Source organism: Nocardia iowensis (assembly GCF_019222765.1).
Classification (GTDB): Bacteria; Actinomycetota; Actinomycetes; order Mycobacteriales; family Mycobacteriaceae; genus Nocardia; species Nocardia iowensis.
The window spans coordinates 7,894,310-7,908,361 of record NZ_CP078145.1; the positions used below are offsets into that span (position 1 = coordinate 7,894,310).

General features: G+C 65.2%; 14 protein-coding genes. 4 read left to right on the forward strand and 10 right to left on the reverse strand.

Annotated elements, in window-relative coordinates; translation table 11 throughout:
• Positions 1-222: 222 nt before the first annotated feature.
• Positions 223-657: an effector binding domain-containing protein gene (locus KV110_RS36440; protein ID WP_218471669.1), complete on the reverse strand. Its 435-nt coding sequence runs from the start codon at positions 655-657 to the stop codon at positions 223-225.
• Positions 654-1,097, reverse strand: a complete 444-nt coding sequence (locus tag KV110_RS36445; protein ID WP_218471670.1) for a GyrI-like domain-containing protein — start codon at positions 1,095-1,097, stop codon at positions 654-656. The genes KV110_RS36440 and KV110_RS36445 overlap by 4 nt, the downstream gene beginning before the upstream one ends.
• A gap of 190 nt (positions 1,098-1,287) precedes the next feature.
• Here KV110_RS36445 and KV110_RS36450 point away from each other — a divergent pair, with 190 nt between their 5' ends.
• A complete protein-coding gene (locus KV110_RS36450) occupies positions 1,288-1,425 on the forward strand; it encodes a hypothetical protein (protein ID WP_218471671.1) in 138 nt (45 codons plus the stop codon).
• 5 nt (positions 1,426-1,430) lie between these two features.
• Positions 1,431-2,162 carry a uracil-DNA glycosylase gene (locus KV110_RS36455; protein ID WP_218471672.1) on the forward strand — a complete coding sequence of 244 codons (732 nt, stop codon included), beginning with the start codon at positions 1,431-1,433 and terminating at the stop codon, positions 2,160-2,162.
• An 8-nt stretch (positions 2,163-2,170) separates the two neighbouring features.
• Here KV110_RS36455 and KV110_RS36460 read toward each other — a convergent pair whose 3' ends face one another.
• From KV110_RS36460 to KV110_RS36495, 8 genes are all read right to left on the reverse strand, one after another.
• The gene (locus tag KV110_RS36460) at positions 2,171-3,109 is read right to left on the reverse strand and encodes a GlxA family transcriptional regulator (protein WP_218471673.1); all 939 of its coding nucleotides are present in this window, start codon (positions 3,107-3,109) and stop codon (positions 2,171-2,173) included.
• A 40-nt stretch (positions 3,110-3,149) separates the two neighbouring features.
• Positions 3,150-4,949 (reverse strand): NAD(P)/FAD-dependent oxidoreductase, encoded by a 1,800-nt coding sequence (locus KV110_RS36465; protein ID WP_218471674.1) that lies wholly within the window; start codon positions 4,947-4,949, stop codon positions 3,150-3,152.
• 18 nt (positions 4,950-4,967) lie between these two features.
• Positions 4,968-5,777: a TauD/TfdA dioxygenase family protein gene (locus KV110_RS36470; RefSeq protein ID WP_218471675.1), complete on the reverse strand. Its 810-nt coding sequence runs from the start codon at positions 5,775-5,777 to the stop codon at positions 4,968-4,970.
• Positions 5,774-6,793: an L-tyrosine/L-tryptophan isonitrile synthase family protein gene (locus KV110_RS36475; protein WP_218471676.1), complete on the reverse strand. Its 1,020-nt coding sequence runs from the start codon at positions 6,791-6,793 to the stop codon at positions 5,774-5,776. The genes KV110_RS36470 and KV110_RS36475 overlap by 4 nt, the downstream gene beginning before the upstream one ends.
• A gap of 533 nt (positions 6,794-7,326) precedes the next feature.
• Positions 7,327-8,529, reverse strand: a complete 1,203-nt coding sequence (locus KV110_RS36480; RefSeq protein ID WP_218471677.1) for an acyltransferase family protein — start codon at positions 8,527-8,529, stop codon at positions 7,327-7,329.
• 33 nt (positions 8,530-8,562) lie between these two features.
• Positions 8,563-9,822: a KasA/KasB family beta-ketoacyl-ACP synthase gene (locus KV110_RS36485; protein ID WP_218471678.1), complete on the reverse strand. Its 1,260-nt coding sequence runs from the start codon at positions 9,820-9,822 to the stop codon at positions 8,563-8,565.
• A 29-nt stretch (positions 9,823-9,851) separates the two neighbouring features.
• Entirely contained in the window at positions 9,852-11,030 is a 1,179-nt protein-coding gene (locus KV110_RS36490) for an acyl-CoA dehydrogenase family protein (protein WP_218471679.1), read from the reverse strand.
• A 10-nt stretch (positions 11,031-11,040) separates the two neighbouring features.
• Positions 11,041-11,826: an SDR family oxidoreductase gene (locus tag KV110_RS36495; protein WP_218471680.1), complete on the reverse strand. Its 786-nt coding sequence runs from the start codon at positions 11,824-11,826 to the stop codon at positions 11,041-11,043.
• 298 nt (positions 11,827-12,124) lie between these two features.
• Between KV110_RS36495 and KV110_RS36500 the strand changes: the two genes are divergently transcribed.
• Together KV110_RS36500 and KV110_RS36505 are read left to right on the forward strand one after the other, a co-directional pair.
• On the forward strand, positions 12,125-13,360 hold the full coding sequence (locus KV110_RS36500; RefSeq protein ID WP_218471681.1) for a cation:proton antiporter: 1,236 nt from the start codon (positions 12,125-12,127) through the stop codon (positions 13,358-13,360).
• Complete coding sequence (locus KV110_RS36505; RefSeq protein ID WP_218471682.1) at positions 13,357-14,046, forward strand: HAD family hydrolase; 690 nt, start codon at positions 13,357-13,359, stop codon at positions 14,044-14,046. Before KV110_RS36500 ends, KV110_RS36505 begins: the two co-directional genes overlap by 4 nt.
• Positions 14,047-14,052 lie beyond the last annotated feature (6 nt).

The window sequence follows — 14,052 nt, forward strand, 5'->3', positions numbered from 1 at the left end:
ACGCGGTCGTCGAACCGGGGCCGACATCTCCACCCGAATCCCGCTTACGGACGAGTTTGCCTAGGGCAGTATCCGTCATCCGGCAAGAATTGACCAGACGTCTGGTTAATCTTCCGAAAACTGGATGGACCCTCGCAAATTCCCCCTGGTCAGAACCCACCTCACGGTCGAACAGCATTTCGGGGGGACTGGTCGGTTCTAGCGCAGCTAACTTCCAGCTAGCTAGACCAGGATGGAGATGAACAGCTCCACCGAATCCGGCCCTTGCCAGATCTCGATTTCTTCCCGGTAGGCGCGGGTGATCTCGGCCGACGCCGTCGCGTCGTCGACCTGGGCCCATACGTCCTCGACCGGATCGTGATAGTCCCCGTTCGGCGCGAAGCGGGCGTAGACGCCCTTCGGGACACGAACCAGGACGTCACCGATCGGCACCGACTCGGGCTCGTGGTATTCGAAGCAGACCACGGCGTTGTAGTTGCCCGCCGGGTCCGGCACGTACACCGTGTACATCGGACGGTCCGCGCCCTTGCGGTCGCGCAGCCGGTCCTTGAGGAATTCGATCAGGTCGCTGTTGCTGACCTTGAAACTCGGACGCACCCTCGGCACCACCAGGCCGCCGTAAATCGCCTCGTTACGCACTGCGATCGCATAGGTCATCGGGCGTCTACCGCCAAGTACAGCTCGATCTTGTAGGCGTGCGGGTAACACTCGAAGTCACCGGTGTAGGTCCGCTTGATCTGGTTGTGCTCCTCGGCGTAGGCGATCTGGGTCCAGAGGTCGGTCATCACCTGCGGGAAGTTACCCACCGAGGAGAACCTCGCATAGGTGCCGCGCGGCAGCCGGGCCACCAGGTGGCCGCGGGTGACATCAGCGAAGGACGCGCACTCGTAGCCGACGATCTGGGTGTTGTAGGTGCCGAGCTCACCGGTGTAGTCGGTGTAGGCACTGGCCAGCGGGCCGCCGAGCTCTTGGTGTAGCACGGCCGCCCAGGCGGCCTCCAGGTCGTGGTCACGCAGTTCTCCGAGCGCACGCTTGGGGCTGCGCACCGGTAACCCGGCAACCCACGTTTCGTCCCGCTCGACGATTTCAAACTGCATGGAAAGACTCTTTCGAGGTGAATCCGGGGGCGAAGCCCGCATCCGGTCGGTCAGAAAGGCCATGCTATCAACACAGACCCCGTGGTAACGATCACATGTCCCGGTCGTTATCTATCCTCACGACGGTGCTGAACTGGACAGACGACCTGCGAAGGCGGATCCGACACCCCGGTATGAACACTGATGCACAGTGAACATGATCGTCCAGCTCGCTGATCAACCGGCCGCACCGACGACACCGAATGGAGTCCTGATGACCGACAGCACGATCCACGAGGGCGTGGCTCGCGACCACCTCACCGGCGCCCTGCTGCCACACCTAGGGTGAATTCGGTGTGCCATTCCATTGCCGAGCTCGACGCCGCCGTCGCCGATTGCTTCGCCTGCCCTCGACTGGTTGCCTGGCGCGAACTGGTGGCGCGGGAGAAGCGTGCCGCTTTCCGTGACGAAACCTATTGGGGCCGCCCGGTTCCCGGCTACGGACCGGATGACGCGCGGTTGTTCGTCGTCGGCCTGGCACCGGCAGCGCACGGCGGCAACAGGACCGGGCGCATGTTCACCGGCGACCGCAGCGGTGACGTGCTCTACGCCGCCATGCACGCGGTCGGCCTGGCCAGCCAGCCGACCGCGACGCATCGTGACGACGGATTGCGCCTGTACGGCGTCCGCGTCACCTCACCGGTGCACTGCGCACCGCCGGACAACAAGCCGACACCGGGCGAGCGCGATCGCTGCCGGCACTGGCTGGCCACCGAATTCGCCTTGCTCGCACCGACTGTCCGCGCCGTGGTGGTGCTCGGTGGCTTCGGCTGGCAGGCACTGCTGCCCGTGCTGGCCGAGGCCGGCTGGATAATTCCGCGCCCGCGACCGAAGTTCGGGCACGGCACCCACATCGAGCTGGCACCCGACGGCGCCGACCGCGCTCCACTGCATCTGTTCGGTTGCTACCACGTGAGCCAGCAGAACACCTTCACCGGCCGACTCACGCCCGCGATGGTCGAGGCGGTGCTCAGCGAGGCGGCGCAGGCGGCCGGGCTCGAAGTCACCGGACCGACAGCCGACTAGTTCCGCTGTCAGAGAAAGGCTTTCCGATACGACTGGGGCGTGACCCCGGTGGTTTTCCGAAATGCCTTGCGCAGCGCCGCCACCGACGCGAACCCCGCCTGGTCGGCGATATTCTCCATGGTGGCATCGGTCTGCTCCAGCAATTCCTGCGACTTGCGCACCCGCACCGTTTGCAGCCATTCGTTGGGCGTCATACGCACCTGTTCGTTGAATCGCCGGATGAGCGTGCGCTGACTGACACCGGCGCGTTCGGCGAGATCCGACACGGTAATCCGGGCGCCGAGTGCGGATTCCGCCCACTCCAGGGTGGGGTTGATCGATTTGTGGTCGGCCTCCGAGCGCGGGCGGTCGGCGATGAATTGCGCCTGACCACCGTCGCGGGTCAACGGCATCACCGAAAGCCGCGCGGTTTCCGCCGCGACGGCCGAACCGTAGTCGCGGCGGACCATATGCAGGCACAGATCCAACCCCGCGGCCGCCCCCGCCGAGGTGAGCACACTTTCGTTGTCCACGAACAGCACCGCCGGATCCACCCGGACCAGCGGATAGTCGGCGGCGAGTTCGGCGGCCGCCATCCAATGCGTGGTGACCCGCATGCCGTCGAGCAGCCCGACCGAGGCCAAGGTGAACGCGCCCAGACAGATCGAGGCCACCCGTGCGCCGCGCTCATGGGCGCGGCGCAGGGCGGCTTTCAAACGGTGTGACGGTGCCGAGCGATAGGCGAGCGAGCCGGGAACGATGATCGTGTCCGCCTCGTCGAGGAATTCGATATCCCGGACCGCGGATATCGCGAAGAACCTCGATGAGACATCGGAATTCTCGCCACAAACACGAACGTCGTAGCCCGCGGTGCCATCGCTGAGCCGGGCCCGGCCGAAGATTTCGATCGGGACCGACAGGTCGAACGGAATGACGTCGTCGACCGCAAGGACCGCCACAGACCTCATAGGGTTACCCTAGATCTCCCCTCTGACCAATTTCCGGGTCTCACCTAGCGTTATCGCGCTCACCAGCTGCTTCGATAACAACCAGCCCGGCCCGGAGCAACCGCTTGAGCGCCCGCCCCTGCAGCACCGAGAGTGTCGGCGCCAGCTCGGACCAACGCACCGGCCCACCCGCGAGCGCGTCCCAGAGCCCTTGCCCGCCATCGCGTTCCAGGCACCGCACCTCGATCTCGGGATCGACGCTGGAGTAGAAGCGATGACACGGCACCGTGTCGGCGAGCGGTTCCGGGGCCGCGTCGGCATTGGCGATGGGGTCACGCCAATAGTGACCGAGGCCGTCGCGCACCTCCTGCGGCACCTCGAACGGCGGCGACATGCCTTTGAAGCCGGGCATATCGGCGCCGAGCCCAGCCCGGATCCGAGTGTGCGGCGCGAGCGAAATCCGGTCCTGCGCACCGAGTTCCACCGCGTCGGCGGCGGTGAGCGCGGTCAGGTACGGACCCTCGGTCGCCAGATCCCGCGGATCGCGGCTGCCGTTGGTCATCACATTGAGCAGGTCGGGGACCAGCGCCGTGTTGAGTAGCGCCTGGAAGGTGCCCTCGGTCGCGTTCGCCAGTGCGGTGCCGCGCTTCTGACGCTGCCAGTACATGCTGTCCGGGTGGGTGCGCGAGATCTCGTGATACCACTGGTCGATGCCGAGCGCCCAGGTCTCGGCCATCCCGCGCCACTCGACGTCGTAGTCGCGCCACAGATCCCGCTTGGTCTGCTCGTCGACTGCGGTGTCGAAGCTCTTGCGCAGCACCAGTGCCGCCGCCCACGCCTGGGTCACCGCGAACGACATCCCGGACGAGAACAGCGGATCCACGAAGTAGGACGCGTCGCCGACCGCCAGCCAGCGTTCGTCGTAGGAACCGAAGCAGTCGCTGATCCGCGAATAGTTGGTCGCTGTCAGCATTTCCGGGCGGATCGGCTCGGCGTCGGCGATCAGCTCCCGCAGCACCGGGATCGAGTGGATCGTCTTGCGGAAGATCTCCGCGTCCCGAAGATCCACCCTGGCCAGCGAGTCCGGGTTGGTCACGATGCCGATGGACCACACGGTTTCGCGCACCCCGTCCACCAGCCGCGGCGTCGGGATGTACCACACCCAGCCGTGCTCGAACGCCACCGCGTAGATGGGCGATAAATTGTTCTCCCGGAACATATTCCACTCGCCCGCCGCCTGCTGCGCGGGCAGGCAATTGCGGAAGTGCGACCAGATGGCGATATTGCGGTACTCCGAGAGCCACTGCTTGTCGCGCCGGGAGCCGCGGGCGGCAACCTGGTTCGCCCGACCCGAGGCGTCGACGAAGTACCCCGCCCTGATCTCGGTGCCGTCTTCCAGTACGACGGTCGTATGTCCGTCGCCGGGGAAGAATTTGGTGACCCGCACGCCCTGGAAGACTTGCGCCCCACTGTCTTCGGCGTGGTCGAGCAGGACAGTGTCGAATTCGGCCCGATTGACATGGATCGACCAGCGGTACACGCCGTCGACCAGGTAGTCGGCGTGTTCGAAGAACGACACGAACGGACGATCGTTGTCCCACTGGTAGATTCCGCCGAACTTCTGGATCCAGCACTCGCTCGCGAGCACCTTCTCCAACGCCCCGCTGGCCTGCAGAACCGGCACCAGCGGATGCGCACCGGACTCGCCGATGTGCTCGCGGGGGAACTCCTCTCGATCGAAAACGGCGACGCGCAGATCGGTGTCGCGGCACAGCATGGCCGCGAGCGTCGACCCGGCCGGACCGCCGCCCATGATCACTACGTCGTACTCGGTGGCAATTTCGGTAACAGGTGTTGGCATGACACGTTCCTTCGACGATCAGACGATCTGGATGCGCTGGACGTGGCGCTCGGCGGATCCGCTGAATCCGTTGCGGCCGTGCAGCAGAGCGTGGTTCTCGACGACGACGATGTCGCCGGTCTCCCAGGGATGCGCGTAGCAGTAGCGCGGGTCGTGCAGTCGCTCCCGCAGGTCCTCCATCACCCGGACGCCGTCCTCGGGCGCGATGCCCTCCAGGGTGAGGAAGAGCGGATTGAGATACTTTGCGGGATCGAGAGGTTCGGCGTAGCGGATGGTCGTCGCACCCGTCACCGGATGCGTCCCGAGCAGCGGCCACTTGGCCAGCCCGCCGTAGTGAGCGAGCTTGTCGGTGCGGTAGGTGATCGTGGTCTGCGCCCACAATTTCCGCAGGTCCTCGGGTGCCTCGCGGTAGACCTGGGTGGTGTCGGAGAACACGGTTTCCCCGCCAGCGCCGGGCGAGCTACCCCGCAGGCATTGGAACAGGAAGAAGCGCGGCACCTGCGCCGCGAAGGCGCCGTCCCAGTGGAACGGCACATCGCCCTTGTCGAACAGGTAGTTCTGCGGATCGTCGCGGACCACCAGGTCCAGGATCGTGCCGAAGTCCCACCGCAGCAGCTCGCCCGCTGCCCGGCAGTACTGTTCCAGCTCCGCCTTGTCGAGCAGGCCGTAGCCGCGCAGCACAGTGACCTTGGTGGCCAGGACCGTCGCGAGCAGGTCGTCGATCGGCACGTCGGCCAGGCTCTGCCCGGCTGTCGGGGCGGTCACGATCCGGGCGAAGGGTTGCAGGTCGGTACCATCCAGCGGGGCCGGCCGCAGGGTGTTTGTCATGATGCTCCTCGATTGGCGAGTACGAAATGGCTCGGGCGGCTGTTGCGCCAGACCAGCCGGGCGCCGAGGTCCTCCGCCTTGGCGCGTTTGATCAGCGTGTATTTCGTGCCGTCGTCGAGCACGACGCCGTGCCACGGGGTCAGCCAGTTGTCCTGGGTCCGCAGCAGGTGGAAGCCGATCTTGTCGCTGTGATGGGTTTGCGGATGGATGGACAGCCGCACCGCGTCGGGGAACACGCCGGCGACCAGCCTGCTCCACGCCTGGCTGCGCTGTACCACCTCGTAGGCGGTGTCCTTCGACCTGTTCCGGCGCTGTGTCGCACTCAGTTCCGGCATCAGTGCCGCGTTGTCCTCCACCATGAATCGGTGGATGCCGTTGAACATCCGCCGCATCGCCGGATCGGTCTTCACCGCCTCGCGAATGGCGTCGATGCCGGTGGCGAACTCGTCCAGCAGGGCACGACGCCGCTGGTCCCAGGTCATCTCGGGCATGGCGTCGCGCAATCCGTAGAGGCCGATCGAACCGCCGCCGGTGGATCGGATCACCCGGCGCAACTCGACGGCATACTCGTCGACGTGGTGATCCGGGATCTCCAATGAATCGCTGAACACGTGGCCGTCCGAGCAGATCGTCACGATCGCGCCGGGTGCGTAGACCGCCGAGACCTGATCGCAGAACCCCTGCAGCGATTCGATCGCGAGGGTTTCGGCCATATCCGGCAGTCGCCCAAGGGTTTTGCGGCGGTTGCGCGACTTGGCGGGGAACGCGGGGATCACGAAATGCACCGGCTTGCCCGCCTCGACGTAGCCGATCACCTTCTTCAGATGCGGTGCGAAGCAGTCGTCGCATGGGACGACGTCGCAGAGCGTGTCCGGCTCGGCGCACCGCCGCCTGGCGAACACCAGGCGCAGCACATCCGCGGCGATCGCCTCGGCGGGCACCGGGAGCGGCGGCGCCGGCGGCTTCGATAATTGTTGGTGAACGAATTCTGAACTGCTACCGACGGTTGTGCTCATTTACTACCTTCCGGTGACTTATGACAGCACGGACGAATACGGTCGGCACAGCAAGTTCGCGGCTCGCCTGACGGCGTGCCGCCCGTGTCCGTCCGAGCACCTGTACTGAAAAGATCGCCTGGCCACCGCATGTCGTTTACATCGATATCGGACCCAAGCTGACATCGGCTGCATTCAATATGGAAATGAACGCTGCGGAACCGTCCGCACCAGCTCATCGAGTATCGCGCTGCCTGGGTGTTTTAGTTTCGCCCAGCTCCGCAAGCGCCTGAACAGCATGCACCGAAGAATTGTCGAACTAGGACTTCGGCCATCGGAGCGCGGGATGTGATCCATGTCCCGCGTGCGGCCGGAAGACGGCCCCCCAATCTCTACACGCTCATCTCGAATAACATCATCATCGTAACTCTGTTCGAGTGCGCCTGCAAGCAAGATTCTTTCTGCAAATCGGCATTATGAGAACGCCGAAGACCCGGTTTGCATACCGGGTCTTCGGGTTTCGCGCACAGCGAACACGACGTGACAAATACTTACTAATCCCCCGCAACGTGTGTTTGCGGTATAGCGGGCTTCACCGGAACGCCGACGGGGACGGACGCGGGCGCCGCTGGTTTCGGTTTACGCTTCGGCCTGGCCAGGTGACGCATTGCCGGCGATTCCACGAAGGTGTGCAGCAGCCAAGCCATCAGGATGTTCAGGAAGAACAGCGCGAGAATCACCAGTATCGCGATCGGGGCGCTGAATGCCACGTCACCCATTTGATGCCGGACGTAGAACAGTGCCACCCCTTGGCAGATGTAGAAGGCGAACGAGATGTCCCCGAGCCAGACGACGAACCGGCTGGACAGGAATCGCGACCGACCCTCGATATCCGAGGTTGCCGCCGCACCGATCAGCAGGGCGAGCGGGATGGCCGTGGCGAGGAAAAACCCCACGACAAACGGGGTGTACATGGCCACGAGGTACCCGGCGAGGCAGCCGAGGAGGGTGGCCCAGATCGGCACCCGGAGCCACCGGCCCTCCGCCACGATCCGCGCGATGAACACACCGAGGAAGAACTCGAACAGTCGCACCGGCGGAAACAGATAGCCGAACCACAGCTGCAGGACGGGAATGGGCGTCAACTCGGATTTCTCCGAACTGGGTATCAGATGGACGTTCACCAACTCGACCGCCGCCATGCCCAATACCATCGCGGCGGCGCCGTACCAGAGGTATTTCGCGGGTATCCGCAGGATCAGCGGCACCAGGAACGGGAACAGCACGTAGAACAGAAACTCACACGACAATGTCCAGGAAGGGGTATTGACGCCCGCATTGATATAGTTCTGCGGGAACCACGCGTGGATGAGGAAGAAGTTCGGCAACCATGACTTCCACGGCGTGATGGCCGCGGCGAACAAGACCATGCACACCACCCATAGCGTCAGGTGGTTCGGGAAGATCTTCACAATGCGCCGTCGAATGAACAGCAGTTTGCTCTGCCCCTCCTTCCACGACCAGGTCAGCACGAACCCGCTGAGGATGAAGAAGAAGGAAACGCCGAGAAACCCCAATTTGCCGACCACGACCGCACTGTTGTGCGCGAGCTGGGGATCCGCGAAGAAATTTACCGGCAGGAAGGGCGGTATGGGTGAGTTCGGCAGCATGGCATGAAAGATGAATACCGAGAGTGCCGCGAAGAACCGGAGTCCGGTCAACGATGGCAGCCGTGGGCGATTGTGTACGACGTCCACTGCAGTACATTCCCCTCTTAGCCGGACATGCGGCTAATACTTCCCGAACAGCACGGCGGCATTGTGTCCGCCGAAGCCGTACGAATTGTTCATGACGAAATTCAGATCGGTGTAGCGCGCGGCGCCGCTGACAATATCCAGGTCGACCTCGGGGTCCTGATTCTCCAGATTGAGCGTCGGCGGGATCACCCCGTCGCGCAGGCTGAGCACCGAGATCACCGCCTCCAGTGCGCCGACCGCACCCACCGAATGGCCGAGTGCGGATTTGGGTGCGTAGACGGCCGGGTGGCTGCCGATCGCGGCGGCGATGCCCTTGGCCTCGGCCACGTCGCCGATCGGGGTCCCGGTCGCGTGCGCGTTGACGTGATCGACCTCCGAGCCTGCGACACCGGCGGTTTCGAGGGCTCGGCGCATGGCGCGCGCATTGCCGTTGCCTTCCGGATCGGGCACCACCATGTGGTAGCCGTCCGCGGTCAAGCCCGCGCCGAGCAGCCGGGCCAGCGGCTTCGCGCCGCGGGCCAGCGCGTGCTCCTCGGTTTCCAGCACGAGCAGTGCGGCGGCCTCGCCGAAGACGAAGCCGTCCCGGTCCCGGTCGAACGGGCGCGATGCCCGCGCCGGTTCCGCGACCCGGGAGCTCAGCGCGCGCATCATCGAAAAGCCTGCCAGCGCAAGGGCATTGATATGCCCTTCGACGCCGCCCGCGACGATGATGTCCGCCTCACCGAGGATAAGCGCGCGCCACGCGTGCACCAGCGATTCGCACCCTGACGCGCACGCCGACACCGGGGTGACCACGCTCGCTCGCGCCCCGATCTCCAGCCCGAGCACCGCGGCAGGCCCGTTCGGCATGCTCATCGGCACCGCGAACGGCGAGACCTTGCGGTAACCGAGTTCGCGCATCCTGTCGTGCGACTCGACGATGACGTCGCCGCCACCGAGACCGGTGCCGATCGAGACGCCGAGCCGGTCCTTGTCTACCTCCGGCTCACCGAGGCCGGCCCAGATGCGCTTACCCATCACGTACGCGACCTGCTGGACGTACGACATCCGGCGCTTCTGCACCCGATCGAGTTCGTCGGTCGGGTCGCTCATGAACTGGCCGCCGATGGCGATGGGCAGGTTGTGCTCGGCGATCTCCGGGTCGTCGATGGCGGTGATCCCGCTTTCGCCCGCGAGCAGTCCCTTCCAGGTCGACTCCGTATCGGCGCCGAGTGCGGAGGAAACCTCGACCGCAGTCACGACTACGCTGCGGAAGCCACCGTTGCGAGTCGAGAACTCCGTGAGATCGCGCATGCCGGTTGCGGTCCTTTCGTGTTTTTCGCTCAGCCGAGGCCGAGAACGAACGGGAATTCGGGTTGACCACCGAGCAGGAATGCGCCGGTGGACTGGATCACGGCGTCGTGGGCGATGATGTGGGTCGCCATGGTGTTGATGTCGCGCTGCCAGATATCGAGCGGATTCGGCTTGTAGATCGAATCCGTGCCAACCAGCTCACACAGGCGGGCGATGATGCGGCGGGCGGCGCGGAACGCGTGCGTGCGCGCGAGCGCGGTGCTGATCCGCGCGTCCGGCGACAGATTCGCGAAACGCTCTTTGTCGAGCGAACCCCACAGCGTGTCAATGGTTTCCACGACAGCGCTGCGCGCGACGATGTATTCCATTTCGCATTCGCCGAGAATGTATTGGGCGCGGTAGTTGTCGGCCCATTTCTGCCCGGTCGCGGCGATGACCTTGCCCGCGGCGAGGTCGCGCACATAGTCGAGGGCGGCACGAGCCGTGCCGAGCGGAACGCCGGGCATGATGCGGGCCAGCGCCTCCGGTTCGGCCAATTTACCTGTGCCGCTTTTGCGTTCGCTGAAGCTGAAGGAATGATGTTCCGGCACAAAGAGGTTCTCGACCGCATAGTCGTTGCTGCCACTGCCGCGCAGACCCATGGTGTCCCAGGTGTCGAAGACCTCGACCTGGTCGCGGCGCATGAAGAAGATCCGGACCACCGGCTTGCCCGCCGGTGTCGTCTCCATCCGGCCGTCGGTCAGCACGAAGGCGCCGCCGATCACCAGGTCCGCGTGGGTGATCGCACTGCCGAACTTCCAGCGCCCGGACAGTCGATAGCCGCCGTCGACCCGTTCGGCGCGGCCCGCCGGGAAGATCAGGCCCGCGGTGACCAGGTCCAGTGTCGGCATCAGCTCGGCGACGGCCTTGTCGTTCAGGTATCCGGCGTAGATGCCGGTGGCCGCGCCGATCATGGCGCACCAGCCGGTCGCGGTGTCACCGTAGGAGAGTGCTTCGACGATTTCCAGCTGTTCCAGCGAGGTGAGTCCGGGCCCACCGTGTTCGGTGCTGAAGCACATGCGATAGATGCCGAGGGTACGCAGCAGTTCGACGATATCGTCGGGAATGCGCCGTGCCGTGTCGATCTCGCTGCGGCGCTCGGCCAGTTTGGGTGCTACCGAACGGGCCGCGGCCAGCAGAGTGGTGGCCGATAACGTTTCTTTGTTCACCGTCGTGTTCCTAATTCTCTTGCACGAGAAGGGCGATCGCCGAGAACGTCTGCTCCGGCCCCAGTGCGGTGTATCCGCCGTCGACGGCCCATTCCGCGCCGGTCACGAAACTCGCCTTGGCCGAGGCGAGAAAGGCGGCGACCTCGCCGACCTCGCTCGCGTCGGCCGCCCGGCCGAGCATGTGGAACGGCGCCGCCACGCTGTTCGTGCGCGCCCGGTCGCCGCCGGTGATGTCGTGCATGACCCGGGACCAGGTCCAGCCGGGCGCGAGGCTGTTCACCCGAATCCCGTCGGGCGCGTATGCCAGCGCGAGACTGCGGGTGAGCTGCGCGATTCCGGCCTTGCTCACCGGGTACTGCAGGCGGCCGTGCTGAGCGACGTGGCCGCTCGGCGAGGTGAAGTTGACGATGGACCCCGCCGACTCCCTCAGGTGTGGCCGCGCGGCTTCGCACATCAGTGCCGTGCCGATCACGTTCGTGTTCAGCACCTCGAGCCATTGCGCTCGCGGGTTCGTCGTTTCGTCGTCGCCGTAAATGCAGGCGATATTCACCAATGCGTCTATACGGCCGGTATTTCCGGCGGCCTTCGTGATGAATTGGGCTATGGATTCGTCGTCGCGAATGTCCAGGGGTAGGAAAGTCGCCCGCTCCCCCACGTCGGCCGCGGCGCGAGGACCCCCGTCTTCATCGATATCCCCGAGCACAATGTCTGCGGCCTGATCGGCGAATACGCGGGCCACTTCGGTGCCGATAATTGTTGCGGCGCCGGTGATCAGAACTGTCTTACCGTCGAACAACTAGTGCCTCCCCTCACTGGGGCAACTCGAGCCTAGGTTCGAAGTATCGTCACTCGGACCCGCCTCTGACCAGCGCGATCCGCGACAAGAAGGTGCAACTTTCCGCCAGCACGGATGACCGGATCGACGACAGTGTGCCGTGAATCACACAGATCCGCGCACTCAGCGATGCACGTTATCGTTGTACCCGGGGAGTCGGGGTCCTAACCGGGAAATCTGGATCGACAGGTCTTCCGGCGCGGCTCCGACGGAGGAACCGGGCGGCCACCGCGTGCGCCCATTTCGAACGGAGCTGACGTTGTCCAGTAACCAGATGGTGTTTCTGCTGGTGGATCTCGTGCTCATCGCGGCGGCCGCGCGCGTGCTCGGCAGGCTGGCCGAGCGTCTGGGTCAGCCCGCGGTAATCGGCGAAATAGCGGCCGGCATCATCGTGGGGCCCACAATTCTGGGGGCACACTTATCCGGAATGGTCTTTCCACACGACATCCGCTCTTATCTGAGCGCGTTCGCGAATGTCGGCGTGATGATCTTCATGTTCCTGGCCGGGCTGGAGATCGATCGCGGATCGTTCGACGGCAACCGGCGCGTCGTGGCCGCGGTGTCGCTGTCGGCCTACTTCGTCCCGTTCGTGCTCGGCTGCTGTGTCGCCCTTGCGGTTCTGTCACGACACCAGGACGGCGGTGCACTGGGCTTCGCCCTGTTCATCGGCTGTGCCCTTGCGGTGACCGCGTTCCCGGTGCTGGCGCGGATCCTGCACGATCGCGGCCTGATGGGCACCCGGATCGGGCAGCTCAGCCTGGCCAGCGCGGCCATCGACGACATCTTGGCCTGGATCGTGCTCGCCTTCGTCATCGGCATCGCCCGACCGGGTGTCAGCGATCAGTGGCGGCTGCTGCTGTTCGTACCGCTGGTGGCGGCGATGTGGTGGATCGTGCGCCCGTTGCTGGCTCGTGCCGCGCGATCCACCGCCGCGACCACCACCAATACGATGATCTTCCTTGCCGTCTCCGGCGCCCTGCTGTGGGGTGCGGCCACCGAATGGATCGGTCTGCACCTGATCTTCGGCGCCTTCCTGTTCGGCGTCATCTTCCCGCGCACCCACCGGCCCGCCGTGGAAGCCGGTGCGCAACTGCTGAGTTCGGTCTTTCTGCCCGCCTTCTTCGTCGTCGCGGGACTGCAGGTCGATCTCGGCTCGCTCGACCGGGCCGGGGTATTCGAGCTGGCCGCGATTCTGCTGACCGCCCTGGTCGGCAAGCTCGGTGGTACCTATTTCGCCGCGCGCGCCACCGGGATCGAACCGCGTGCGGCCGGTGCGCTGGCGAGTCTGATGAACACGCGCGGGCTCACCGAACTCATCATCCTGAATGTCGGCCTGACCACCGGACTCATCGGCGTGCAGCTCTATTCGATCCTTGTCGTGATGGCGCTGGTGACCACCGCGATGACCTCGCCGCTGCTGCGGCTGTTCGGGGTGACGTCGGAGGTGCGGCAGCTTCCAGCCCCCGCCGCCCGCGCGTCGCGGCTGGCGTCATGATCAGCGGGCCGCTCGAATCCCTTCCCGCGCAAGATCTCCCGGCCAGCGAGGTGCCCGCGGCATTCGTCGATGTGGACGAAACCCTGGTCCGGGAGATCACTTTCCTGTCCCTGTTCGCATTCGACGCCAACGGCCGGACCGATGTCGACGGCGCGGCGACGATCCGCGAGTTCTACGCGCTACGTGCGCAAGGCATGAGCCGCGCTCAGTCGCACCGCTGGTTCTATCGCCACTGGGCCAATCGCGACGTGGCGGAGGTCCATCGCGTCGGCCGCGCCTGGTTCACCTCCCGCATCGCGACCTCGGGCTTCTTCAATCCCGCAGTGCGCCATCGCCTGCACGAACTCGCCGGTTCCGGCACCCGAATCGTCCTGGTGTCCGGCTCCTTCGACGCCGCGCTGCGCCCCATCGCGACCCTGCTGCGCGCCGACACCATCCTGTGCACCGTGCTCGGTGTCGAAAATGGCTGTTACACAGGCGAAGTCATCTCAACCATGGTCGGCGACGACAAGTCGGCGGCACTGCGTAGTTACGCCGATCGCGCCGATGTGGACTTGGCCGCTTGCGCGGCCTTCGGCGACCACCACTCCGATATCGCGATGTTCGATCTGGTCGGTCATCCGGTCATCGTCGGCAACGCGGACCGCGCACTGGACGACTATCCCGCCGAGCGACTACCCGGCTGACCGGTC